The following is a 23,068-nucleotide window of genomic DNA, read 5'->3' on the forward strand; positions in this document are numbered from 1 at the left end:
TTTTAAATTCCTTTATAACCAAATTCTAAGCAAGCATCAGTAATTGAATGATAAAAAGATTCTCCAAAACTTCTTAATGTAAATATTCTAACTTTATCTGGATTGTCATCTAGCATATCAATTGTAACTGACATTCCGTTATAAATTGAATTTAAACAAGTATCTTTTTTCAATTCATTAAAATTAAAAGGACATCCTTTTTTTAATATCTCTTTTGTATTTTTTCCCTCTATTTGAATTATCGCTCTGCTATGAGATATATTTGTTATGGCGAAATCTGTTTCTGGTAATTTTTCATTAATTTCTTTTAAAATTTCTTTCTTTGAAGAAACTAAAAGCCAGTTATTTGGTCCATTCCATAAAATTCTTGTATTGGTGTTACAGCTTATATTTTGAGTTTCATTTTTTAAGTTCAAATCATCTAACTTAATATTTTCAATAGTTATTGCTGAACTATTATACTTAACAATTTGAATGATTAGATAGTCGCTTAATTCGCTTATTTTTAACAGCTCTTTATCATTTTTTCCTTCATGATCACCAAATAAACCTTTGATATGAATATTCTTTAAAGCAGAAATTGAAGTCATGATCTTACTCTTTCACCTTTTGGATCAACATAATGCGATGAAACAATCTCAACTGGTATTGTTTTATTTTTTAAAGGAGACATTGCAAATAGTTTTTTCCCTATCATATTTTTTCCATCCTTAAGAATTGCTAGTGAAAATGGATTATCGTATTCAACACTCCAACAAGATGCTGAAATATATCCTAATTTAGGATTTGGTGTTGGAGCCATTGCATCTTTAACTAAATGAGACCCTTCCGGGATACTTGTTTTCTTATCAATTGGAACAACCCCTACTACTTTTTGTCTATCTTCAGCTATAAATGCTTCTCTTTCTAATGAGCGTTTCCCTATAAAATCTTTCTTTTTACTAACCAGTCCTTCTAAAGAGTTATCATAAGGAATGGTTCTGCCATCAAGTTCTGATCCTGCAATGTGACCCATTTCAATTCTTAGAGTTGATAATGCTTCAGTGCCATAAGGTTGAATTTTAAATTCTTGTCCTACTTCCATTATCTTCTCCCACATAAAGTTTCCATTATCAGATTCGACATTAACTTCATAAGCAAGCTCTCCTGAAAATGAAATTCTAAAAATTCGTGCGTGAACTCCAAATAAATCTGCTTCTAAATATCCCATAAAAGGTAATCCTTCATTTGAAGCATCAATATTTGGAAATAATTTTTGTAATAAGTCTCTAGATTTTGGCCCAGCAATTGCAGCTCCTGCCCATTGCTCTGTAGTTGAAACCACATTTACATTTAGTTCTGGCCATACAAGTTGTAGATAATATTCAAGATGAGATAAAACATTCGCTGCTTGTGCTGTTGTTGTTGTCATATGATAATGGTTTTCAGAAATTCTTGTTGTTGTTCCATCATCCATAACAATTCCATCTTCTCTTAACATTACACCATACCTTGCTTTACCAACTGGCAGTTTTAACCAAGCATTAGTGTAAACTCTATTTAGTAGCTCTGCTGCATCAGGTCCTTTAATGTCAATTTTACCTAAAGTAGTTACGTCACAAACACCTACATTTGTTCTAACGTTTTTAGCTTCTCTTTTTGAACCTTCAAATAAAGTTTCTTCTCCAATTTTATAATATCTTGGTCTCAACCAAACACCTGCATCTACAAACACAGCATTATTTTTTTCATGCCAAGTGTGCATTGGTGATTTTCTTGTTGGTTTTGAATGTTTGCCAACTTCTCTTCCAACAATTGCACCAATAGTAACTGGTGTATACGGAGGTCTAAAAGTTGTATGACCTACTTCTGGCACTATTTTATTTTCAATGTTTGAAACTAATTGCAAACCGTTGAGATTACTTGTTTTTCCTTGGTCTGTGGCCATTCCTAGTGTCGTGTATCTTTTTACATGTTCTATGGATCGATACCCTTCTTTTAGTGCAATTTCTACATCTGAAACAGCTACATCGTTTTGAAAATCTAAAAATCTTTTATATGTTTTTCCTTTAGGCAAAGGCACACACCAAAATTTATCATGTGTGGTAGATTTTTTTTCCATAACTGTTGGTGATGATGTTTTGTTATCATTATTAGTAATTTTTTTTGAAAGTTCATATCCAGTTTCAAATGAACTTTTTAAAGTTTCTTCTAATGTAAAAGTTCCATTAGCAGCACCTAAAGTTGTTTCATTTTGTTTTGATAATCCAGGTACAAATGCATCTATATCCTTATTAAAAGTAGTTTTATTTCCTGATTGAGAAGCTAAATGTATTGTTGGTGTCCAAAAACCTGAAACGCAAATGCAATCACAATTGATATTTTCTAAAGTTCCTAGTTCATTTTTATCATCTGAAATTTTTGCAACTTCAGCTGATTTAACTTTTTTATACCCTTTAGCAGCAACTACTACGTAAGAAAATTTAATTTCAATATCTAGTTTTTTTGCTTGATCTATAATTTCTGACTTTGGTTCTTTTCTTGTATCTAAAATAATTGGATCAACACCATTTTTTTTAAACTCTATAGCCGTTTCATATCCGCTATCATTATTGGTAAATATTAAAGGTTTTTTACCAACTAACACTCCATAAACTTTTAAATATTCTTTTGCTGCAGAAGACAGCATCACACCTGGTGTATCGTTATTTCCAAATACTAAAGGTCTTTCAATTGATCCTGATGAAATTAAAACTTCTTTTGCTCTAATATACCAAAGTCTTTGTTTTGGATTATATTTTTTAGTTTTAGGTAAGTGGTCACTTAATTTTTCTGACATCACTAACATATTGTGATCGTAGTAACCAAATACTTGAGATCTATTTTTAACAATAACATTAGGCATTTCTTTAAGTTCAGAAATAATATTTTCTGCCCATTCTTTTCCTGTTTGATTGCCAATATTAACTTCACTCGTTAATAAAGTTCCACCAAATCTAGGCTTGTCTTCTGCTAAAATTACTCTTGCTCCATTTTTAGCAGCAGCATATGCGCTTGCTAAACCAGAAGGCCCTGAACCTGCAATGAGTAAATCACAATACTCATATTTATGTTCGTATCTTTCCTTGTCATGTTCGATTGATGCAACTCCAAGTCCTGCTGCTTTTCTTATAAATGGCTCATAAACTTTGTACCAAAAACTTTTTGGCCACATAAATGTTTTGTAATAAAATCCTGCTGGAAGAAATATTTTTAACAAATTGTTGATAGCACCAATATCAAAATTAACACTCGGCCAACAATTGACACTTGTTGCTTCCAAACCTTCGAATAACTCTTGTTCTGTTGCTTTTACATTCGGTTCAGTTTCATTATTTCTATATAGTTGAACAATTGCGTATGGTTCGTCTACTCCTGCACCAAAAAACCCTCTGGGTCTATGATATTTGAAGCTTCTTCCTATTAAATGAACTCCATTAGCAAGCAACGCTGAAGCTAAGGTGTCACCCTCATAACCAAAGTAAGTTACTCCATTAAACTTAAATGAGATTTTTTTATCTCTATTTATTAGTCCAATATTATCTAATCTATAATTTTGAGTCATATTAAATATCTTCGCTAGCTTTAACGGTTTTAAATATTTCGTGAGTTGCAGTGTCTCTTTCTACTTTAATCCACTGTCTGCATCCTGATATATGTTGCCATAGCTCTTTGTGTTTTCCTCTTAAACTTTTTCTATTATAGACAAAATTATCCCAATCTTGATCTGAAACTTCTTTATTAAGTTCTGGTCTTTTTACAGTTGCATCACCACCGTATGAAAATTCATTTTGAGATCTCATCCCACAATGAGGGCATTTAATATGCAGCACTTATGAAATCCATGTTTTAGTTCCAAGCCCTTTTTCATCTAATAAGTGACCTGTGTGAAATCTATTTAAACTATATCCAGCATTTAATTTGTGAACTCTGTCTTGTGCAATTGTATGTGCAAATGTCCATCCTGATGCAGGTGTTGCTTTAAAACCACCATAACACCATCCACAGTTTAGATATAATCCTTCAATATGAGTTTTATCTATTATAGGTGAACCATCCATAGACATATCCATTATCCCACCCCAAGTTCTAAGCATTTTTAATTTACTAAGAAACGGCATCATTGCAATTCCTTCTGTTAAAACATGTTGAAGAGTTGGAAGATTTCCTCGTTGAGCATAACTATTATATCCATCTAAATCTCCACCCATTACCATCTCACCTTTATCCGACTGACTAATATAGAAGTGTCCTGCACCAAAAGTAACTACACTATCTAAAACAGGTTTTACTGGTTCTGAAACACAAGCTTGTAAAAGGTGTGTCTCAACTGGCACTGTCATATTTAATTTTTCTGCTAAAATATTTGTGCTACCTGCAACACATAGTCCAATTTTCTTAACTTTAATATCCCCACGTGAAGTTCTAACTCCTTGAATTTTTCCACCTACAACATCAAAACCTGTTACTTCACAATTTTGAATAATATCTACACCCATTGAATCTGCTTGACGTGCATAACCCCAAGCAACAGCATCATGCCTTGCTGTTCCAGCGCTTGGTTGCATCAGTCCACCAAATATAGGAAACCTTACATTGTCTGAAAAGTCAGCCATTGGAATAATTTCTTTTACCTCTTCTCTATTTAATAAAACTGCATCGATACCATTTAATCGCATTGAGTTTCCTCTCCTTGCGAAAACATTCATTTGGGCATCCGAGTGAGCAAGGTTAATAATTCCTCTTGGAGAAAACATTACATTGTAGTTTAAATCCTGACTCATTTTTCTCCACAAATCCATTCCAAACTCACTGAACAATGCATTATCGTCATGCATGTAGTTTGATCTAATGATTGTAGTATTTCTTCCAACATTTCCACCCCCGATCCAACCTTTTTCGATGATAGCAACGTTTGTAATATTGTGCTCTTTAGCTAAATAATAAGCAGTTGCTAGGCCGTGACCACCTCCACCAATTATAACCACATCATATTCTTTTTTAGGAGTTGGATCTTTCCAAGCCAAATCCCAATTTTGATGACCAGAGAAGGCATTTTTGATCAAATTAAATATAGAATATTTTTGCATAAAATAATTTTATACAAAGGAATATAAATAGTTCTTATTTTTTTTATATATATTTTTTAGAAGTTTCCAAAAATTTAAAATAAGATATCAATTGGGCATTAAAAATTAATTTTATAGGAGTTTAAAATGAGCGAAGTTAAGTCAGACATTCAAATAGCTAGAGAAGCTAAAATGCAACCTATAAATGATATTTTAGCCAAGATAAATGTGCCCGATGAAAGCTCAGCTTTTAGTCCAATGGGAAGACACATTGCAAAGATTAATTTAGAATATTTAGACACTTTAAAAGATAAACCAAATGGAAAACTTGTATTAGTGACGGCAATCACTCCTACACCAGCTGGTGAAGGAAAAACCACAACTTCAGTTGGTTTAAATGATGGATTAAACAAAATTGGAAAAAAATCCATTGTTTGTTTAAGAGAGCCAAGCCTTGGTCCCTCTTTTGGAATGAAAGGTGGAGCAGCAGGTGGCGGTTATGCTCAAGTAGTTCCAATGGAACAAATTAATTTACATTTTACTGGAGATTTTCATGCAATAACATCAGCTCATAATTTGTTGTCAGCCTTAATTGATAATCATATCTATTGGGGAAATAAACTTGATATAGATGTTAGAAGAATTGTCTGGAAAAGAGTAATCGATATGAACGATCGTTCTTTAAGATCTATAAATATAAACTTAGGTGGAGTTGCAAATGGTTTTCCAAGAGAAGATGGTTTTGATATTACTGTTGCATCTGAAATCATGGCAATCTTTTGCTTATCAAATGATTTAGAAGATTTAGAAAAAAGAATAGGAAATATTACAATTGCTTATACTAGAGATAAAAAACCTGTTTATGCTAAAGATTTAAAAGCACAAGGTCCAATGACAGTACTATTAAAAGATGCAATTCGACCTAACGTTACTCAAACTTTAGAAAATAATCCTGCAATTATTCATGGTGGCCCTTTTGCTAACATTGCCCATGGCTGTAATTCTGTAATTGCAACAAAGACTGGACTAAAACTTGCTGACTATGTTGTGACAGAAGCAGGATTTGGTGCAGACCTTGGTGCAGAAAAATTTCTTGATATTAAATGCAGAAAATCAGATTTAAAACCTAGCTGCGTTGTAATTGTTGCAACTATTAGAGCATTAAAAATGCATGGTGGTGTAGCAAAAGATGATCTTAAAACAGAAAATGTAGAAGCCTTAAAAAAAGGTCTAGTTAACCTTCAAAGACATGTAGAAAATGTAAAAAAATTTGGTTTACCGGTTGCAGTAGCTGTTAATCATTTTATTAAAGATACAGAGAATGAAGTAAAAGCTTTGATAGAATTTTGTGACACTATTGGAGTTAAAGCAAGTCTTTGTACTCATTGGGCAAATGGTGGCGAAGGTACAAAAGAACTTGCAAGTCATGTTGCTGAATTATGTGAGAAAAATGAAGATAAATTCAAATTCTTATATGAGAGTAAAACTCCTCTATTTAAAAAAATAGAGACAATTGCAAAAGAAATTTATAGAGCAGATGAAGTTATTGCTGATACCAAAATTAGAGATCAGTTAAAAAGCTTTGAAGAAGCTGGCTATGGAGATTTTCCAATTTGTATTGCAAAAACTCAATACAGCTTTTCAACAGACCCAAGCTTAAAAGGCGCACCAACAGGACACTCTTTACCAATTAGAGAAATTAAACTCTCTTCAGGAGCGGAGTTTATTGTTGTGATATGTGGAGCTGTTATGACTATGCCTGGACTACCAAGAGTTCCAGCAGCAGACTCGATTAAGCTAAATAAAGATGGTGAAATTGAAGGTCTATTTTAAAATTAGTTTTTTAAATACTTAAGCCAATTTCTAACTTCACATGTTCTATTGTTAAAATCTAATAGTTCGTTTTGAGATTTTATATATGAGATATGGCTTTCATACTCTTCTTCATTTAAAAAATTTTTATTTACAAATAGTCGCTCTTTACGACCTTCAATAAGTTTAAGCATCTGAAAATATTCATAATCAGGATGATATTGTAAGCCAATAATTTCAGAATTTCCTACATTAAAGGTAACACCCATTACATTGTTAACTTTATCACTTGATAAAAGAATAGCATTTTTTGGTAATTCACTTACCTCATCAAAGTTAAATGCTGGTGATGTAAAAATTTGTTTTTTATTTTTGTATATAAAATGTTTTTCACCTTCATTGTTAATAATTACATCTGATGCAATTCCAATGTGAGCACCATTTTTTCCAGGGTTTACTTTACCCCCAGCTGCTGTAGAGCAGACTTGCAACCCCCAACAAATAGCTAAAATCTTCTTTTTTTGAGAAAAACAATTAGATGCAAAATTAATATGTTTCTTAATTACATCCGTCATATCATTTATTCTCATTGCACCACCAGTAAATACAATACCGTTATATTTACTCATATCTTTTAGAGCATTTGTTGTCTCATCATCATGACCAGGATTTATAATTTCTGTATTTGTTGATGGTTCTATTTTTAAAATTAGATTTTTTAAATTGTCTGCTGCAGAGGCACCAGCTGCTTTAATAAAAAACTCACTATCTTCTCTAATATTTCCTTCAACAATTAAAATATTTAAATTACTCATTTAAATAATTCACCAGTCATACTATGTTGGTACATTATCCTCATATCATCTTCTGTTAATTTTTTAGGATTTCCTCCAGTAGATGGATCTGCTAAAGCCATTTTTGATAATCTATCAAGATCAAAATCTTTTTCCTCAATCACTTCTGATAGTTTATGAGGCATATCAAGTTTTTTTCTTAAATCTAAAACCCAGTTAACAAAACCATCAAAAGATCTATCTTTAAGTTCTAAATAATCACAAATTTTAATTATCTTCTCTTCGATAATATCTTTATTAAATGTTAAAACATAAGGCATGAATATTGCATTCGATAAACCATGGTGAATATTATTTAATGCATTAACAGGATGACTTAGAGAGTGAATTGCACCTAAACCCTTTTGAAAAGCTGTTGAACCCATGCTGGCTGCAGTTAACATATTCATTCGTGCTTCAATATTAGATCCATTATTAACAGCTTCTAATAGCCATTTATTAATTAACCTCATTCCTTCTAAAGCAATTCCATCTGCCATTGGATGATAACCTGGCGCACAATAAGCTTCTAAATTATGAGCTAATGCATCCATCCCTGTTGCAGCTGTAATCTTTGATGGCAACCCAACTGTTAAAACTGGATCTAAAATAACTATTGAAGGTAAAAATTTTGGATGAAATATAATATTTTTCACACCCGTTTCTTCATTTAAAATTACAGATGCTCGTCCTGTTTCAGAACCCGTACCTGCAGTTGTAGGTACTGCAATAATTGGTGCAATTTTATCTGAATTTGCTTTGGTCCAATTATCTCCAACATCTTCAAAATCCCAGATAGGTAGAGTTTGACCTGACATAAATGCAATTGCCTTACCAACATCTAAGCCACTGCCTCCTCCAAAAGCTATTACTCCATCACAATTATTTTTATTATAATAATCAGCACCATCAGTTACATTGGTACCAGTTGGATTACCAACAACGTCTGAATATAATTCAGCTGTAATACCATCTTCTTTTAGATTGTTTAAAACATCAATTACAATTTTTGATTTAGCAAGGCCACTATCAGTTACCAACAATGGTTTATTAATATTTAAGGTTTTACAAGCAGTACTTAAATCTTTAATTCTATCTTTTCCAACCCACATGGTTGTGGGATAATTCCAGTTTGAATTCACTTGTTAATCTCTTTCTAATTTTTATTTTTTTTAATTTCTTCTTCACAAAATTTTTTAGCTTCATCAAGATCTGTAATCTTTGATTTAGATAATTTTTGGCTTCCAGCTAAACAGGCATCTACTGCTCTTTTTAGATTATGGTCACTAAAATTTAAAATAACCACCATTCCAAGTATTATAAAAACAAATATTAATATATTTTTTACCATTGAATTTCTAATTTCTTATTATCACATATAGTATTTAACATACTAAACATTAATGGAAAATGTTTAGAATTAAGATCTTGTAAAATTTTAGGACCAATTTCCAATGCAAGTTGCGCACCTTCAACTGTAATATTTTTCATAAATTTTTCTTTAGCTTCTTTATAAAGGTATCCTTCACCTAAATATTTTCCCATCAAGCTATTTCTTCCTCCTATTGCACTAACATATAAATCACCTAAACCAGCTAGGCCATAAACAGTTTCAGGTCTTCCTCCATAGAAAGAAACAAACTCAACCATTTCAGATATTGATCTATGAATTAATGAGGCTGATGTATTTAAATAATATTTAGATTGAATTTCTTTAGGTGCTTTTGAATTACTTAACCCTTCTGAGGCTCCAATTAACATAGAGTAAATATTTTTAATTGCACCTGATAATTCAATGCCAGTTAAGTCATCTGATACTTCTGTTGAATAGTAATCTGTTGATATAATTTTTTTTAATTTTTCAGTTTCTTTGATATCTGGGTTTGCAATAACTGTACCTGTCCTCATTTTATATGCAAGACCTGCTGCCAAACAGGGTCCTTTAATCGCTGAAATATTTACTTGTGTATGACCTTCATCTTTAAGAAGTTTTTTAATTTTATCTGAAAGTGTTATTAATTCATTACCCTCAATAGCCAGGCCTTTGGTTAATAAAATAATGGGAAGATTTTTTTTGTAGCTCTTTGTAATTTGCTTAACAAACCATTCAATTCCTACCGAGCTAACTCCAGCAACCATGATGTCTACTCCCTCTTCAAGTATTGATTGTAATTTTTCAAATTTTTCTACCTTCAATTTTGATGGTAATTCAATATTTAAAGCTGGATGAAGATTGTTATTAGATTTAATATTATTTATTAAATCATCTTCTAAATGCGTACCAACGAGTGTTACCTCATTTTGGTTTTCAAGACATGGTACAGCAAAAGCTGATCCCATTGCTCCAGCACCAATAATAATAATTTTTTTCATAATTTAGTATTTTTTTATATTAATTTTTAGCATTTTGTTGGTAAAGTACAGTTATAAATTTATAGAAAGAGATGATATTATGACAAAAGTAGCTATTATTGGCGCTGGCCCTTGTGGTTTGTCCGCTTTAAGATCCTTTGAACAAGCAGAAAAAAATGGTGAAAAAATACCTGAAATAGTTTGTTTTGATAAGCAAGAAGATTGGGGAGGATTATGGAATTATAGTTGGAGAACTGGATCTGATCAATACGGCGACCCTGTACCTAACAGTATGTACAGATATCTTTGGTCCAATGGTCCTAAAGAATGCTTAGAATTTGCTGACTACTCATTTGATGAGCACTTTGGAAAACCAATTCCATCTTTTCCACCTAGAGAAGTTTTATACGATTATATTTTGGGTAGAGTTAAAAAGGGAAATTTAAAATCTAAAATTAAATTTAATACCACTGTTACTAATGTTTCTTATGATAATGAAAACTTTGAAGTTACTTATCGAGATAAAAAAAATGACAAAATTTCGAAAGATATTTTTGATTACGTAATTGTATCTACTGGTCATTTTTCAGTTCCATTCATTCCTGAGTATCCAGGTATGAAGGCTTTTCCAGGAAGAATAATGCACTCTCATGATTTTAGAGATGCAGAAGAATTTCGAGGTAAAAATGTTGTTGTCTTAGGAAGTAGTTATTCAGCCGAAGATGTAGCTCTTCAATGTCATAAGTATGGAGCAAAAAGTGTTACTATTGGCTATAGACATAATCCAATGGGATTTAAATGGCCGGAAGGAATGAAAGAAGTTTTTCACCTAGATAGACTTGAGGGTAATAAGGCAATATTTAAAGACGGTCATGTACAAGAAACTGATGCTGTAATTTTATGCACAGGATATCTTCATCATTTCCCTTTTATGTCTGAGGATCTTAAATTAAAAACAGGAAACAGATTATATCCACCCATGTTGTACAAGGGTGTGGTTTGGCAAAATAATCACAAATTAATGTATTTAGGTATGCAAGATCAATTTCATACTTTTAATATGTTTGATTGTCAGGCTTGGTTTGCAAGAGATGTTATTATGGGAAAAATTAAAACTCCAAACGACTCTGAAATTGAAAAAGATATTAATAAATGGGTATCTATGGAAGAGAAATTGGAAAATGCTGATCAAATGATAGATTTTCAAACTGAGTACACTAAAGAACTTCACGAGCTATCAGATTATCCAAAAATTGATTTTGAATTAATTAGAAAAACTTTTAAAGAATGGGAGCATCATAAAGTGGAAAATATAATGACTTATAGAAATAAATCATTTGCTTCACCAGTGACAGGCTCTGTTGGACCAATTCACCATACACCATGGGAAGAAGCTATGGACGACTCTTTAAAAACATTTTTAAATAAATAAAAAATTTATTATCTAGTTTAAGAGAATATTAGCTATCCTATACCAAGGTGTTTTTTTCTTTTTCCAACCCACGTTCTGATTAAATGGTCAAATATTAGGCCAATAAAAGCAACACAAAGTCCCAATGTCAATCCTATACCTGCACCCTTTTTATCAGATAGAGCTTTTAGAATGTACTGTCCTAAATCTTCTGTTCCAATAAAAGCCCCGATAATTACCATAAACAAAGCAAATACAATTGTTTGATTTAAACCAAGCATCATATGAGGAAAAGCTAAAGGGAATTCAATTTTTAATAACCTTTGTACTTTAGTTACACCTGACATTGTGGCAGCGTCATGTAAAGCTTCTGGAACACTTCTTAAACCTTCAATAGTATACCTTGTTGCAGGTATAGTTGCATAAACTATTACAGCAATTAATACTGAAGTATCTGTAACTCCAAAAAGCATCATCACAGGAATTAAGTATACAAACGAAGGGAAGGTTTGAAAGATATCACAAACGCCCAGCATAAAATTTGCAGTATGCTTGTTTTGAAATGATAAAATTCCAACTGTAAACCCAATTATAGTGGATATAAAAACTCCAAAAGTTGCCATATACAATGTAACCAAAGCTCGATCCCACCAAGGACTCAATGCAATAAATAAAGTTAATCCGCCCACTACAAGAGCTGAACGAATTCCTCCAATTATATAACCCGCTCCAATGACTAAAACTAAAGTGGCAACTGCTGGCATTCTTAAATATAAAGCTCTCATGGGCTGCAACACATCTACTATCAACCAAGTATTAAAAATCTTTAAAGTATGAAAGAAAGTATCCCAAATCCAATCCACACCTTTATTCCAAAAATCTGCTGTTGATATTCCTTTATTGTGAGGAACTTCAAATAAATAATTAGACCCATCTTTAAAATAAAATGACCCCAGATATGAAAAAATAATTCCTAGAATTACAGCAGCTGCAAAAAATAATATATTTTTATTACGCTGAAAATAAGTCAAGTTACCAAAATAATCTATTTGCTTGTTTGCCCAAGCTAAGGACATCTTATCCAAAAGTATTGCAATCAAACTAATACATAGGCCAGCCTCTAATGCTAATCCAATATTTAGCTGGTTTAATGCTAATAATAAATTAAACCCTAAACCTTTTGCGCCTATAAAAGCTGAAATAACTGCCATAGAAAAACACACCATTATGACCTGGTTAACTCCAATTAAAATGTCTCTTCTAGCAGTAGGAATTAATACTTTAGTCATAAGTTGCCAATTATTACACCCACTCATTCTACCAGCCTCAATAACTTCAGGAGGTATTCCTCTTAGACCTAACAAAGTTAATAATATCATTGGTGGAACAGCCACAACCATAGTTATGATAACAGCAGCATGGTCACCAATACCGAAAAGAACAATTGCAGGAACTAATACAGCATATTGAGGCATAGTCTGCATAACTAAAAGTATTGGATATAAAAGTTTTTCAACACGTTTGCTTTTGAATGCCATAACACCCAAAGTTAAACCAAAAATAAAAGAAAGTGGTGCGGCTACTAATATAAAAGAAAGAGTTTGCATCGAAGGTTTCCATTGACCAAAAACAGAAATATAAATCATGACTAAACCTGCAAATAAAGCTAAGCCTTTACCGCTTAATTTATATCCAAGTATTACCGCACCTGCTGTAACGATTGTCCAAGGTAATCCTGGCAGTTCTGCCCATGGATTTGCATCTATCCAATCCCAACTACTAAATGAAACAATTGTTTCAACACCTCCTAATAAAATTTCTCTTATTAACTCTATAAGAAACGTCATAAATGAAGTTAAATTTCTTGTAATTTGTAAAAGTAGAGGTTGAGTTCTGAACTCTTGAATGTCTTCATTCCAAAACTCCATTGGCATCCATTCATTCATTAAAAAAAATAAAGAATCGTTTATCCAAATAGGCAACCATCCAAGTAAAGGTGGTAGTCTCCAAAAAACATCAAACGCATAATATCTCACCTCAGCACCAAATAATGTGTAAGTACTTTGATTAGGGTCTTTAATGAATTCGGCTTGGCCTCTTATAAAATTATAAGTTTCAGGAACTTCTATTGCAAAACATAAGCTAAAAAATACAATTAACAAAAATAACCATTGAAAAAATTTTGGATATTTTTTTAATAATTCCATATTTTGCCTTTATTTTTTCTCCCTTGAAAAAACAGTATGAATTATTTTTGAGGGGTGAACGCTTCCAACAATTTTATTATTTTCATCTGTAACAGCTACAGATTTTTCTTGAGTTAAAATTTTTTCAGCCACATTTTCAATTATTTCATTTTTCGAAACTTTGAAATCACTTAAATTTTCAGTTTCTGGTTTTTCCATTAGATCTGCTATTTTTAGAACCTTTCCCCTAGGTACTTCTTCGGTAAATTTTCTTACATATTCAGTTGCTGGATTTAAGACAATGTTGGCGGGTGTATCCAATTGCTCAATAACTCCATCCTTCATAATTGCAATACGGTCAGCAAGTCTTAATGCCTCATCAAAATCATGAGTAATAAACATAATTGTTTTTTGTAACTTTTCTTGAAGTCTTAAAAATTCATCCTGCATTTCTTTTCTAATTAATGGATCTAATGCAGAAAATGGTTCATCTAAAAACCAAATATCGGGCTCAACCGCTAATGATCGAGCAATACCTACTCTTTGTTGTTGTCCACCAGAAAGTTCTCTTGGAAAGTAGTTTTCTCTTCCATCAAGACCTACAAGTTTAACCATTTCCATTGCTTTATTGATGCTATCTTGAGTTTTAATCCCTTTGATTTGAAGTGGAAAAGCAATATTTTCAACAACTGTTTTATGAGGCAGTAAAGCAAAACTTTGAAAAACCATTCCCATCTTATTTCTTCTAAGTTCAATTAATTCTTTATTATTTAGTGTAAGTAAATCTTGACCGTCTATATAAATTTTTCCGCTTGTTGCATCTGTTAATCTAGAAATACATCTTAGTAATGTTGATTTTCCTGAACCAGATAGCCCCATCACAACTAACATTTCACCTTTTACAACTTCAAAAGAGGCATTATTTACACCAACTATACACCCATTATCTTGAAATGTTTTTGCATCCACATTTCCATTTGCTTCATGAAGCATCTTCTTGGCGTTAGAGCCAAAAATTTTGTAAACTGATTCACATTTAATTACAGGATCGCTCATAATGTATTAATAAGTTATACGAAATAGAAATAAAATACACTGTATATTATTTTTATTTATTGTTTTTCCTCCTTAAAAATTTTTAATAAAATAAACTCTTGTATCAATACCAGTACTTAAAAAACTTAAAGCTTCACCAGTAACAGTAATTGTTTCATCTATCCCAATGTTATTTCCACTTACCGTATAACCTGTAATACATTTGTTTTTGTCTTTGTCCCATTTAACAAATGTTTCATCAATTAGATTTCCATTCTTAGTATAAATTTCATGTGCCTTAAAATTTAAAAAATTTGCACCCATAATTGCACGTTGTGGAATAAGTTTTGTTGCATTACAAACTGCCTCATACAATTCATCTGTTAATTTAAAATGATTCGTTCCATCAAAAGTTACTAAAATACCTGATGGAAGACTTGATGTCAGTTCACTTAGTTTTCTTTCTTTTGCAATTCTTTCTTCTTCTATTTTCATCTTTTTAACTAATTCATCTCCTTGACCAAAAAAGATATTTAGAGTTACAAAAAATAAAATTACAACAACGGTAACTGAAATAAGACCAACAAATTGATTAAGTGCATGAGGTAAGTTTCTTAATTTATCTAAATATTTTTTTTCCATTATTATTTTAATTATTCTTGTAACTTCCCATTTTTCCAAATTCCTATTTTTTCCTTTCCATCGGACCAGGTAAATTTTCCTTCACCATTCATGAAGCCATTAGTCCATTCCCCATCATAAGTTGAGCCATCAGGAAAAGTTAAAATACCTTGACCACTCCATTCGCTATTTTTAAATTCACCTTTATAAATATAGCCATTTGGCCAAGTTTCAGTTCCATTACCCTCTTTTTGCGTCTGAACCCACTCTCCTTCATAGGTGGTTTTATCTGTGTACACCCATTTTCCAAAGCCGTTTTCACAGTTTCCCTCTTTACATCCGGTACTTCGGGCTAGGGCTATAGATGTGGTTAAAAAACTTAAAATAATACAAATAAGATATTTTTTCATTATTATATTTTACACAAAATTAGATAAAAAAAAATCAGACTTTTTTCTCATTTTTTTTACATGAATAAAAAGAAATATCTTTTTCAGAGTTTTCACTTTTCATGTCTCTTGTAATTTCATGAATTAATTCACCAGATTTTCTATTTATAATTCCTGATTCAGAGTAGTTTTTTTCTTCATCAATAGCTTTAAATAAAACTACGTCTTTGTTTACTATTCTAACTGTTAGTTTTTCTTTTTTTGAAAGAAATGAAGATAATCCATTTATTAAAAGTGTTTTTGGTTGTTTTGCATTGATTTCAAATTTATCTAAATCTTTATCCTCTAAATCCTTAGCTAAAAAAGTTTGATAATTATATTCTGCATTCTTAACTATTTTTTTTTCTAATTCACATACAAAGCTAAGACTAATATTTTCCTCTATATTCACATCTTGTGCTAAAGAAAAATTAAAAACAAATAAACTTATGGAAATGTAAAAAAAATATTTCATAACTTGTATAATTTTTTTCATTAATAATATGAATGTTTCTTGAAAAATTACCTATAAAAAAATCCCCCCCAATAAATATTGGGGGAGATCTTAAATTATTTGTTTATATCCTTATTTAGTAAAAGGAGTCCAAACTGACTTATTATCTGCAAGCCACTTTTTAGCTGCATCTTCGTGAGTCATTTTGTCAACGTCAACTAAAGCAGCCATTGCACCAATGTGACTTGTAGAGAATGACATCTTTTTAAACGTTGCAGCCGCAGCTGGATGAGTTTTTGGAAAGTCTGCATTTACAGCTTTTTTCAAGTAACCATCAGGCGAACCACATTTACCGTCACCACCATCTTCTGGTCTACAACCAGCAGTATATGGAGGGAAGTCTATAAATGTAAAACCAGCACCATCTGTAAAGTTTGGTGTCCAGTTGAATATTATAGTTCCTCTTCCTTCTTTTTCAGCAGCTACTAATTCTGCCCAAAGTGCATCTGCACTTCCAGCAAATTTAACTGTCCAAAGATCTCCTAAGCCTAAAGCATCAACCCTTTGAGGTATCAAATCTCCATGCCAAGTTTGAGGTCCTTCTAACATTCTTCCTTTTCCACCTGAGTCAGGTGTTGTAAAGTTTTTAGCACAAGCTGGATTTTTTAAAGCAGTCCAATCTGGTAGACCTGGACATAATCCTTTTTCAGCAACCCAGTTTGGATATCCCATATCTTCAAGCGTTCGAGCTTCATGATCTCCCCAATCAACTAAACCACCTTTATCAAGTGCTGTAGTAAATGATTTACCAAAAGCAGATTCCCAAACTTCATGAGATAAACTTACATCGCCTAGACGAATTGACTCATACACAGCTTGTGAATCAGTATTTACGTATTTTACGTTATTTCCCATACTTTCGAAAATTCCACCAATAACGTGAGCCATTACAATTTGGCTTGACCAGTTATGAGTTGGAATTACGATGGGCTTTTTACTGTCTGCTGCGTTAGAAATTCCAGCGAAACTTACTACTGAAATTACTAGGGCAGACATTAATGATACTATTTTTTTCATTATTCTCTCTCCCTTAATATTAAGTTATAAAAGTATGTTCTCATTTATTAAATTTATAGTCAATCCCTTATGAATATATTATGCTTAAGGTAATTTATCAAAATTTACACTGGCAATGCTACATACTAGTAAAGATATACGAAGTCCTGGTTTAAGAACGCTACCACCTGGAGTTGAAAGATATTTTGTAAGAGGTGGAGGTTTATCAATTATAGAAGTTTTACCAGAAGATAAAATAGAAATAATAAATGAAGAAGGAAAACAAATTTGTGAAATAATTGTTTTCAATTCAAAAGGTAAATCTGATTTATCTATTTTAAATTTAAAAGAAAATTCTAATGCAGATTTTTCAAAAAAAACTATCTCAGACGATGAAAAAATTTCAAAAATTTTAAAGAAAAAAAACTTAAACTTAAGCAATGCTAAAGCATCTATCATTTTTAACGATGATTGCGTGATGGGTGAAAAAATAACACTAACCTCAAAAGATAAATGCATTGTAATGATTGCTGCACCTGGTGATGCAATGAATGTTCATGAACAAAATCCTCCAACAGATTTAACGATTTATTTAAATAAAGCTAAATTTATTGAAACTGATGAACAATTTATCTTGCCAGATCCACTTAGTGACCCAATTATAGAACAACTTGTAAAAAGAAGAACTGCTGAAACCTACAGTGTTAAAGCTGGTGAATATATTCAAATAATTGATCCAGGTGGAAGACAGTGTTCTGATTTTTTAGCTTTTGATACACAAAAATTAAATGACGGTATTGAAAGCATTATTGATGATAAAACAACACGAACCTTTATGGGTGGTGCCTACCCTGGGCCAGGATTATTTTCAAAGTTTTATGACGGTGATCATGAAGCCATGATTGAAGTTGTAAGAGATACCGTTGGAAGGCATGATACTTTCAATCTTGCTTGCACATCAAAATACTATGAAGACATGGGATATATGGGGCACATAAATTGTACAGATAATTTTAATAATAAATTAGATAAATATGACATCAATTCTAGGAAAAGCTGGTCTGCAATAAATCTTTTTTTCAATACTGCTATTGACGCTAATAATGTTGCATCTTTTGATGAGCCTTGGTCAAGACCAGGGGATTATGTTTTGTTTAGGGCTTTAAAAGATTTAACTTGTATATCTTCTGCTTGCCCATGCGATGTAGATGCTGCAAATGGCTGGAATCCAACTGATATTTTTGTTAGGACTTATTCAAAGGAAAAAAAATATTCAAAAGCAATAGCATTTAGAATGAAAACAGACTCAGAACCTAAATTAACACAAGAGACAGGGTTTCATAAAAAAACTTCTGAGCTAACAAGAAATTTTGTTGAGTATAAAGGTTTTTGGCTTGCTAATAATTTTACAAATTCAGGAACAATAAAAGAATATACGGCTTGTAGAGAAAGTGCGATTGCAACAGACTTATCACCTCTTAGAAAGTTTGAAATTCTTGGACCTGATGCAGAAAATTTAATGCAATACACTCTTACTAGAAATGTTAAAAAACTATCTGTGGGACAAGTTGTTTATACAGCTATGTGTTATGAAAATGGCTGTATGCTAGATGACGGTACATTATTTAAATTAGGACAAGATAATTTTAGATGGATTGGTGGAGATGAATACAGTGGTGAATGGTTAAAAGAACAAGCAAAAAAGAAAAATTATAAAGTTTGGATTAAATCTGCAACAGATCATATTCACAACATTGCAGTTCAAGGTCCAAATAGTAGAAAAATTTTAGAAAAATTTGTATGGACACCTCCTATACAACCATCAATCACTGAACTTGAATGGTTCAGATTTAATATTGCAAGAATAGATCATGAAACAGGAACTCCAATTATTATTTCAAGAACAGGTTACACGGGTGAACTTGGTTATGAAATATGGTGTCATCCAAAAGATGCTGCGGAAGTTTGGGATAAAGTTTGGGAAGCAGGAAAAGAATTTAATATTACTCCATTAGGTTTAGAAGCTTTAGACATGGTTCGTATAGAAGCTGGCCTTATTTTTTATGGCTATGAGTTTGATGATCAAACAGATCCATTTGAAGCTGGAATTGGTTTTACAGTTCCTCTTAAAACTAAAGAAGATGATTTTATAGGTAAAGAAGAATTAATTAAGAGAAAAGCAAATCCACAAAAGAAATTAGTTGGTCTAGAATTAGTTGGTCATGAACCAGCAGTAAATGGAGATTGTGTTCATGTAGGTCGTGGTCAAGTAGGTGTGATAACAAGTGGGATGCTATCGCCTAAGCTTGGAAAAAATATTGCACTTTGTAAAATAGATGTAAAATATTCTGAAATAGGAACCGAAGTTGAAGTGGGTAAGCTTGATGGTCATCAAAAAAGAATTGGTGCAAAAGTTGTGTCCTTTCCTTTTTACGATCCAACAAAATCAAGAGTTAGAGCGTAATAAATGCCCGATAACAGTAAAGATCTTTTAAATTTTTGGGAAGATCAAATGAAACAGTCTCATACTTCTAGTAACTATTTTTTTAGAAAGTCTCCTTCTCATTATCATATGATGCTACTTGTAATGTCGGCTTATAAACATAATGAAAAACTATCTGTTGAAGGGCTAAAAACAAAATTATTTAAAACTTCTAGACCAAAATCTGCATTGATTATTAATGAAGCTTGTGAAAAAGGATTCTTTCGTCTTGAAAAAACTTCAACTGACCAGCGAATAAAAAATATAATACCTAGCGAGTCTTTTATTAATGAGTTTAAAGAATATTTAGATACGCTGAAAAAAATAAGCTATTAGTTGCTTATTTAAAAAAACCTAGAATATATAATTTATATATATAATTTATAGATCTATAAAAAATTGTATTTTTTTTTATCCAGAAAAATAATGTTTGGGTATGTCAACTTTACCAAAAAAAGCAAAAGTAGTAATTATAGGTGGTGGTATTCATGGCTTAAGTACAGCATGGAAACTTTCTGAAACTTATAAAAACGAAAACGATATCGTAGTTTTAGAAAAAAAAGATATCGCTGCTGGTGCAAGTGGAATTGCTTGTGGTGTTGTTAGAAATAATTATTTTCAGCCTGCCATGAGAGAATTAATGGCTCACTCTGTATCAGTTTGGGAGAGTGATCCTAAAGCATTTAAATATAACTCTGTTGGTTATTTACAAATTTCACCAGAAGTAATGCACGAAGATGTTGCTTCAATAGCTAAACAACAAAAAGCAATAGGATACGATTCAGAATTTATAGAAGGTGAAGCAGACTGCATGAAGTATATGAAAAATATGTTTAGTGATTGGCAAGCTCAAGGAATAACTTCAGTTCTTCATGAAAAAAAAGGTGGTTATGCATTTAATAAAGATTCTATTAAAGCGCTTGAAGAAAAATCAACATCAAATGGGGTCAAGGTTGTTAAAGGGGTAACTGTTACAGGTTTTAAAAGAGGTAGTAACAGTAAAGCTGTTACAGGTGTTGAAACAGACAAAGGTATTATTGAGTGCGATCAAGTTGTTGTTGGTGCTGGTCCTTGGGTGAGAGATTTTTGGAATATGCTAGAGCTACCAAAAACTGCAAAAATTAAAGATAAAGATGGTAAATTTCATGAAACTGAAATGTGGAAATACTGGATGCTACAGGAAGGTGTAATTGGTGTTGATGAGGATTTTTTAAAAATGGACAATGGTGGTCAACCACCTGTAATTCATGTCGACTCTACGGCTCCTTTATATTCTGATAAAACAAAAAAATTAATTACTGATAAAATTTGGGGAATTTATTACAAACCGGATATCGAAGGTTTGGGAGTACAAGGTGGAACTTCACCCTACATAGTTGATAAACATTTTGATAAAGTTAATGTTGATCCCTATGGAATTGAATCTCCTGAATTTCAAACTACAGAAGAGTTTAATGATATGTGGTGCTCAGCTTTAGCTCATTGTCAAAAAAGATTTGAAGGAAAATCTGATCTTTATAGAAAAGGCCCTTCAGGTGGACTTGGTTGCATGACCCCTGACTCATTTCCAATTTTTGATAAATTTTTAGAAAATGTTTACATGATTGCTGATGCTAACCACGGTTACAAAATGATTGGTGTTGGTGAACTTGTTGCAAAAGAAATTCTTGGAACTGAAAGTGATTTATTAAAACCGTTTAGATTCAACCGTTACGAGAAAGGTGAACTTCACCCAACTTCTAACAGTCCGTTCCCTTGGAGTTAAACTTCAAGCCTAGACACTAATAAATTTTTCAGTTACGGTTTAAGATATTAAAAATTCATTAGAAGGAGAAGTAATGACAGATTTAGATAGACACGTAAGACAACCTGGTAGAGACAAATTAGTAAAGCAAGTTAGAGCTAAGATTAATGAGCTAGGTGTTGAATATATTTTTTTTCAATTTATTTCAGTAACTGGAAGAGTTGTAGGTAAAGGTATTCCTACTGATCACTGGGAAAGAACTTGCGAAAAAGGTTTTCAATTAGTTTACGGTGCTACAGCTAACTTATTTGTTGATCGTCATGGAGATTATATTGGTTATGGTCCAGAAGCAAAAGAGCTAGTTGGTATTCCTGATCCTGAAACTTTTTGCCAACTCCCTTGGGATAAAAAAGTTGCAAGAGTGTTTGTTACTTGCTTTAGAAATAGAGAAGAAAGAGAAAACCCAGGTGCACACTTAACATCAGATTGTCGTGGAAATTTAAGAATACACGCTCAAGAATTTAAAAAGAAACACGGCTACCAATTAAGAGTTGGAACAGAGCCAGAAATGATGTGGTTGACTAAAAATGAAGATGGGTCTCCAACAGGAAAAGGTTTTTCAAAACCTTATTGTTATCATATTGATCAATTCGAGTCGTTAAGACCCGTATTTATGAAAGTTTTTGAATACGCTAGAGCAATGGGCTTTGACATGATTCAAGGTGATCATGAGGATGCACCAGGACAATTAGAATTAAACTGGATGTATGATGACGTATTAAGAAATGCAGATAGACTTTCAACTTATAGACAAATTTGTGCTCAAGTTGCAAGAGAGTTTAATTTGATAGCTTGCTTTATGACAAAACCTTTTATGGGAGTGTCAGCAAGTGGTTGTCATACTAATATGTCTTTGTGGAAAGGTGGAAAAGATAAAGTTAATAAATTATCCCACAAATCAATACCAGCGATGGATGAAGTTTTCACTTATGTTGAAGGTGGAACTAATTACTTTATGCCTGATACTAAAGATATTCAGTTACCAGGTAAGGTTGGATTAAAAGCAATTGGTGGAGTAATGAAACATTTGGGAGCTTTAACTGCAATTGGATCTTCAACTGTAAACTCATATAGAAGATTATGGGATACTGGATTTTGGGCACCTGTTTATGCTGACTGGGGATTTCAAAATAGAACTTGTGGTTTAAGAGTTTCTGCTCCTGGTAGATTTGAATATCGTTCAGTAGATTCAATGCATAATCCATATTTGATGGGTTCAGGATTATTGAAATGTTTCGATGATGGAATAACAAATAATATTGATCCTGGAAAACCAGAATCTAGAAGTATGTACGATGCTCAGGCAGCTGGTAAAGAAGTTAAAAAATTACCTTTAAGTCTAGGTGAAGCTTTAGATCGTCTGGCAGAAGATGAAGTGATCAAATCAGCTATGCCAGATGAAATGTATAAAGTTTTCCATTGGTATAAAAATGATGAATGGGAAAGATTTTTAGGTGCAACAACTCAGTGGGACTTAGATACTTATCTAGATTGTCTACCGTAATCT

General features: G+C 32.1%; 20 protein-coding genes. 6 read left to right on the forward strand and 14 right to left on the reverse strand.

The window, feature by feature from the left end; all coding sequences use genetic code 11:
* Nucleotides 1-2: 2 nt before the first annotated feature.
* Genes AC5SLW_RS04385 through AC5SLW_RS04400 form a run of 4 tightly spaced genes read right to left on the reverse strand, consistent with a single transcriptional unit; the run spans nt 3 to nt 5,108 of the window.
* Nucleotides 3-590: a sarcosine oxidase subunit gamma family protein gene (locus tag AC5SLW_RS04385; protein ID WP_006998001.1), complete on the reverse strand. Its 588-nt coding sequence runs from the start codon at nt 588-590 to the stop codon at nt 3-5.
* A complete protein-coding gene (locus tag AC5SLW_RS04390) occupies nt 587-3,583 on the reverse strand; it encodes a sarcosine oxidase subunit alpha family protein (protein ID WP_494574723.1) in 2,997 nt (998 codons plus the stop codon). Before AC5SLW_RS04390 ends, AC5SLW_RS04385 begins: the two co-directional genes overlap by 4 nt.
* A gap of 1 nt (nt 3,584) precedes the next feature.
* Complete coding sequence (locus AC5SLW_RS04395; protein WP_006997999.1) at nt 3,585-3,851, reverse strand: sarcosine oxidase subunit delta; 267 nt, start codon at nt 3,849-3,851, stop codon at nt 3,585-3,587.
* Nucleotides 3,852-5,108: a sarcosine oxidase subunit beta family protein gene (locus AC5SLW_RS04400; RefSeq protein ID WP_018414299.1), complete on the reverse strand. Its 1,257-nt coding sequence runs from the start codon at nt 5,106-5,108 to the stop codon at nt 3,852-3,854.
* Nucleotides 5,109-5,234: 126 nt separating this feature from the next.
* Between AC5SLW_RS04400 and AC5SLW_RS04405 the strand changes: the two genes are divergently transcribed.
* Nucleotides 5,235-6,920: a formate--tetrahydrofolate ligase gene (locus tag AC5SLW_RS04405; RefSeq protein ID WP_006997997.1), complete on the forward strand. Its 1,686-nt coding sequence runs from the start codon at nt 5,235-5,237 to the stop codon at nt 6,918-6,920.
* Between the two features lie 2 nt (nt 6,921-6,922).
* Here the strand turns inward: AC5SLW_RS04405 and AC5SLW_RS04410 are convergent, their stop codons facing one another.
* The 4 genes from AC5SLW_RS04410 to AC5SLW_RS04425 are packed head-to-tail and all read right to left on the reverse strand — an operon-like array spanning nt 6,923 to nt 10,105.
* Nucleotides 6,923-7,714, reverse strand: coding sequence for a type 1 glutamine amidotransferase (locus AC5SLW_RS04410; RefSeq protein WP_006997996.1), 792 nt, complete (start codon nt 7,712-7,714; stop codon nt 6,923-6,925).
* Complete coding sequence (locus AC5SLW_RS04415; RefSeq protein ID WP_006997995.1) at nt 7,711-8,844, reverse strand: iron-containing alcohol dehydrogenase; 1,134 nt, start codon at nt 8,842-8,844, stop codon at nt 7,711-7,713. The genes AC5SLW_RS04410 and AC5SLW_RS04415 overlap by 4 nt, the downstream gene beginning before the upstream one ends.
* 44 nt (nt 8,845-8,888) lie before the next feature.
* Nucleotides 8,889-9,083 (reverse strand): hypothetical protein, encoded by a 195-nt coding sequence (locus tag AC5SLW_RS04420; protein ID WP_006997994.1) that lies wholly within the window; start codon nt 9,081-9,083, stop codon nt 8,889-8,891.
* Entirely contained in the window at nt 9,077-10,105 is a 1,029-nt protein-coding gene (locus tag AC5SLW_RS04425; RefSeq protein ID WP_006997993.1) for a glycerol-3-phosphate dehydrogenase, read from the reverse strand. The genes AC5SLW_RS04420 and AC5SLW_RS04425 overlap by 7 nt, the downstream gene beginning before the upstream one ends.
* A 79-nt stretch (nt 10,106-10,184) precedes the next feature.
* Here AC5SLW_RS04425 and AC5SLW_RS04430 point away from each other — a divergent pair, with 79 nt between their 5' ends.
* Nucleotides 10,185-11,516, forward strand: a complete 1,332-nt coding sequence (locus AC5SLW_RS04430; protein WP_018414301.1) for a trimethylamine monooxygenase — start codon at nt 10,185-10,187, stop codon at nt 11,514-11,516.
* A 32-nt stretch (nt 11,517-11,548) separates the two neighbouring features.
* Here AC5SLW_RS04430 and tmoV read toward each other — a convergent pair whose 3' ends face one another.
* The 6 genes from tmoV to tmoX form a co-directional block, all read right to left on the reverse strand.
* Nucleotides 11,549-13,702, reverse strand: a complete 2,154-nt coding sequence (gene tmoV, locus AC5SLW_RS04435) for a trimethylamine N-oxide ABC transporter permease protein TmoV (RefSeq protein ID WP_006997991.1) — start codon at nt 13,700-13,702, stop codon at nt 11,549-11,551.
* A 9-nt stretch (nt 13,703-13,711) separates the two neighbouring features.
* The gene (gene tmoW / locus AC5SLW_RS04440) at nt 13,712-14,737 is read right to left on the reverse strand and encodes a trimethylamine N-oxide ABC transporter ATP-binding protein TmoW (RefSeq protein ID WP_006997990.1); all 1,026 of its coding nucleotides are present in this window, start codon (nt 14,735-14,737) and stop codon (nt 13,712-13,714) included.
* A gap of 72 nt (nt 14,738-14,809) precedes the next feature.
* Nucleotides 14,810-15,358 carry a hypothetical protein gene (locus tag AC5SLW_RS04445; RefSeq protein WP_011282290.1) on the reverse strand — a complete coding sequence of 183 codons (549 nt, stop codon included), beginning with the start codon at nt 15,356-15,358 and terminating at the stop codon, nt 14,810-14,812.
* 11 nt (nt 15,359-15,369) lie between these two features.
* Nucleotides 15,370-15,747: an MORN repeat-containing protein gene (locus AC5SLW_RS04450; RefSeq protein ID WP_006997988.1), complete on the reverse strand. Its 378-nt coding sequence runs from the start codon at nt 15,745-15,747 to the stop codon at nt 15,370-15,372.
* Nucleotides 15,748-15,781: 34 nt separating this feature from the next.
* The gene (locus tag AC5SLW_RS04455; RefSeq protein WP_006997987.1) at nt 15,782-16,261 is read right to left on the reverse strand and encodes a hypothetical protein; all 480 of its coding nucleotides are present in this window, start codon (nt 16,259-16,261) and stop codon (nt 15,782-15,784) included.
* A 90-nt stretch (nt 16,262-16,351) separates the two neighbouring features.
* Nucleotides 16,352-17,296 carry a trimethylamine N-oxide ABC transporter substrate-binding protein TmoX gene (gene tmoX / locus AC5SLW_RS04460; protein WP_006997986.1) on the reverse strand — a complete coding sequence of 315 codons (945 nt, stop codon included), beginning with the start codon at nt 17,294-17,296 and terminating at the stop codon, nt 16,352-16,354.
* A gap of 115 nt (nt 17,297-17,411) precedes the next feature.
* Between tmoX and AC5SLW_RS04465 the strand changes: the two genes are divergently transcribed.
* The 4 genes from AC5SLW_RS04465 to AC5SLW_RS04480 all read left to right on the forward strand — a co-directional run bounded on the left by AC5SLW_RS04465 (nt 17,412) and on the right by AC5SLW_RS04480 (nt 23,065).
* On the forward strand, nt 17,412-19,739 hold the full coding sequence (locus AC5SLW_RS04465; RefSeq protein ID WP_006997985.1) for a trimethylamine N-oxide demethylase: 2,328 nt from the start codon (nt 17,412-17,414) through the stop codon (nt 19,737-19,739).
* A gap of 3 nt (nt 19,740-19,742) precedes the next feature.
* Nucleotides 19,743-20,093 (forward strand): hypothetical protein, encoded by a 351-nt coding sequence (locus AC5SLW_RS04470; RefSeq protein ID WP_006997984.1) that lies wholly within the window; start codon nt 19,743-19,745, stop codon nt 20,091-20,093.
* A 100-nt stretch (nt 20,094-20,193) separates the two neighbouring features.
* Nucleotides 20,194-21,522: an NAD(P)/FAD-dependent oxidoreductase gene (locus tag AC5SLW_RS04475; protein ID WP_006997983.1), complete on the forward strand. Its 1,329-nt coding sequence runs from the start codon at nt 20,194-20,196 to the stop codon at nt 21,520-21,522.
* A 73-nt stretch (nt 21,523-21,595) separates the two neighbouring features.
* Nucleotides 21,596-23,065 (forward strand): glutamine synthetase family protein, encoded by a 1,470-nt coding sequence (locus AC5SLW_RS04480; RefSeq protein WP_006997982.1) that lies wholly within the window; start codon nt 21,596-21,598, stop codon nt 23,063-23,065.
* Nucleotides 23,066-23,068 lie beyond the last annotated feature (3 nt).

The organism is Candidatus Pelagibacter sp. PS_40, from assembly GCF_059417765.1.

Excerpts from the sequence above, each read along its gene's own strand:
- AC5SLW_RS04425 (WP_006997993.1), bottom strand. The coding sequence starts at position 10,105 with ATGAAAAAAATTATTATTATTGGTGCTGGAGCAATGGGATCAGCTTTT.
- AC5SLW_RS04410 (WP_006997996.1), bottom strand. The coding sequence starts at position 7,714 with ATGAGTAATTTAAATATTTTAATTGTTGAAGGAAATATTAGAGAAGAT.
- AC5SLW_RS04470 (WP_006997984.1), top strand. The coding sequence starts at position 19,743 with ATGCCCGATAACAGTAAAGATCTTTTAAATTTTTGGGAAGATCAAATG.
- AC5SLW_RS04430 (WP_018414301.1), top strand. The coding sequence starts at position 10,185 with ATGACAAAAGTAGCTATTATTGGCGCTGGCCCTTGTGGTTTGTCCGCT.
- AC5SLW_RS04455 (WP_006997987.1), bottom strand. The coding sequence starts at position 16,261 with ATGAAAAAAATTATACAAGTTATGAAATATTTTTTTTACATTTCCATA.
- tmoX (WP_006997986.1), bottom strand. The coding sequence starts at position 17,296 with ATGAAAAAAATAGTATCATTAATGTCTGCCCTAGTAATTTCAGTAGTA.
- AC5SLW_RS04400 (WP_018414299.1), bottom strand. The coding sequence starts at position 5,108 with ATGCAAAAATATTCTATATTTAATTTGATCAAAAATGCCTTCTCTGGT.
- tmoV (WP_006997991.1), bottom strand. The coding sequence starts at position 13,702 with ATGGAATTATTAAAAAAATATCCAAAATTTTTTCAATGGTTATTTTTG.
- AC5SLW_RS04480 (WP_006997982.1), top strand. The coding sequence starts at position 21,596 with ATGACAGATTTAGATAGACACGTAAGACAACCTGGTAGAGACAAATTA.
- AC5SLW_RS04445 (WP_011282290.1), bottom strand. The coding sequence starts at position 15,358 with ATGGAAAAAAAATATTTAGATAAATTAAGAAACTTACCTCATGCACTT.
- tmoW (WP_006997990.1), bottom strand. The coding sequence starts at position 14,737 with ATGAGCGATCCTGTAATTAAATGTGAATCAGTTTACAAAATTTTTGGC.
- AC5SLW_RS04415 (WP_006997995.1), bottom strand. The coding sequence starts at position 8,844 with ATGTGGGTTGGAAAAGATAGAATTAAAGATTTAAGTACTGCTTGTAAA.
- AC5SLW_RS04420 (WP_006997994.1), bottom strand. The coding sequence starts at position 9,083 with ATGGTAAAAAATATATTAATATTTGTTTTTATAATACTTGGAATGGTG.
- AC5SLW_RS04390 (WP_494574723.1), bottom strand. The coding sequence starts at position 3,583 with ATGACTCAAAATTATAGATTAGATAATATTGGACTAATAAATAGAGAT.
- AC5SLW_RS04475 (WP_006997983.1), top strand. The coding sequence starts at position 20,194 with ATGTCAACTTTACCAAAAAAAGCAAAAGTAGTAATTATAGGTGGTGGT.
- AC5SLW_RS04385 (WP_006998001.1), bottom strand. The coding sequence starts at position 590 with ATGACTTCAATTTCTGCTTTAAAGAATATTCATATCAAAGGTTTATTT.
- AC5SLW_RS04405 (WP_006997997.1), top strand. The coding sequence starts at position 5,235 with ATGAGCGAAGTTAAGTCAGACATTCAAATAGCTAGAGAAGCTAAAATG.
- AC5SLW_RS04465 (WP_006997985.1), top strand. The coding sequence starts at position 17,412 with ATGCTACATACTAGTAAAGATATACGAAGTCCTGGTTTAAGAACGCTA.
- AC5SLW_RS04450 (WP_006997988.1), bottom strand. The coding sequence starts at position 15,747 with ATGAAAAAATATCTTATTTGTATTATTTTAAGTTTTTTAACCACATCT.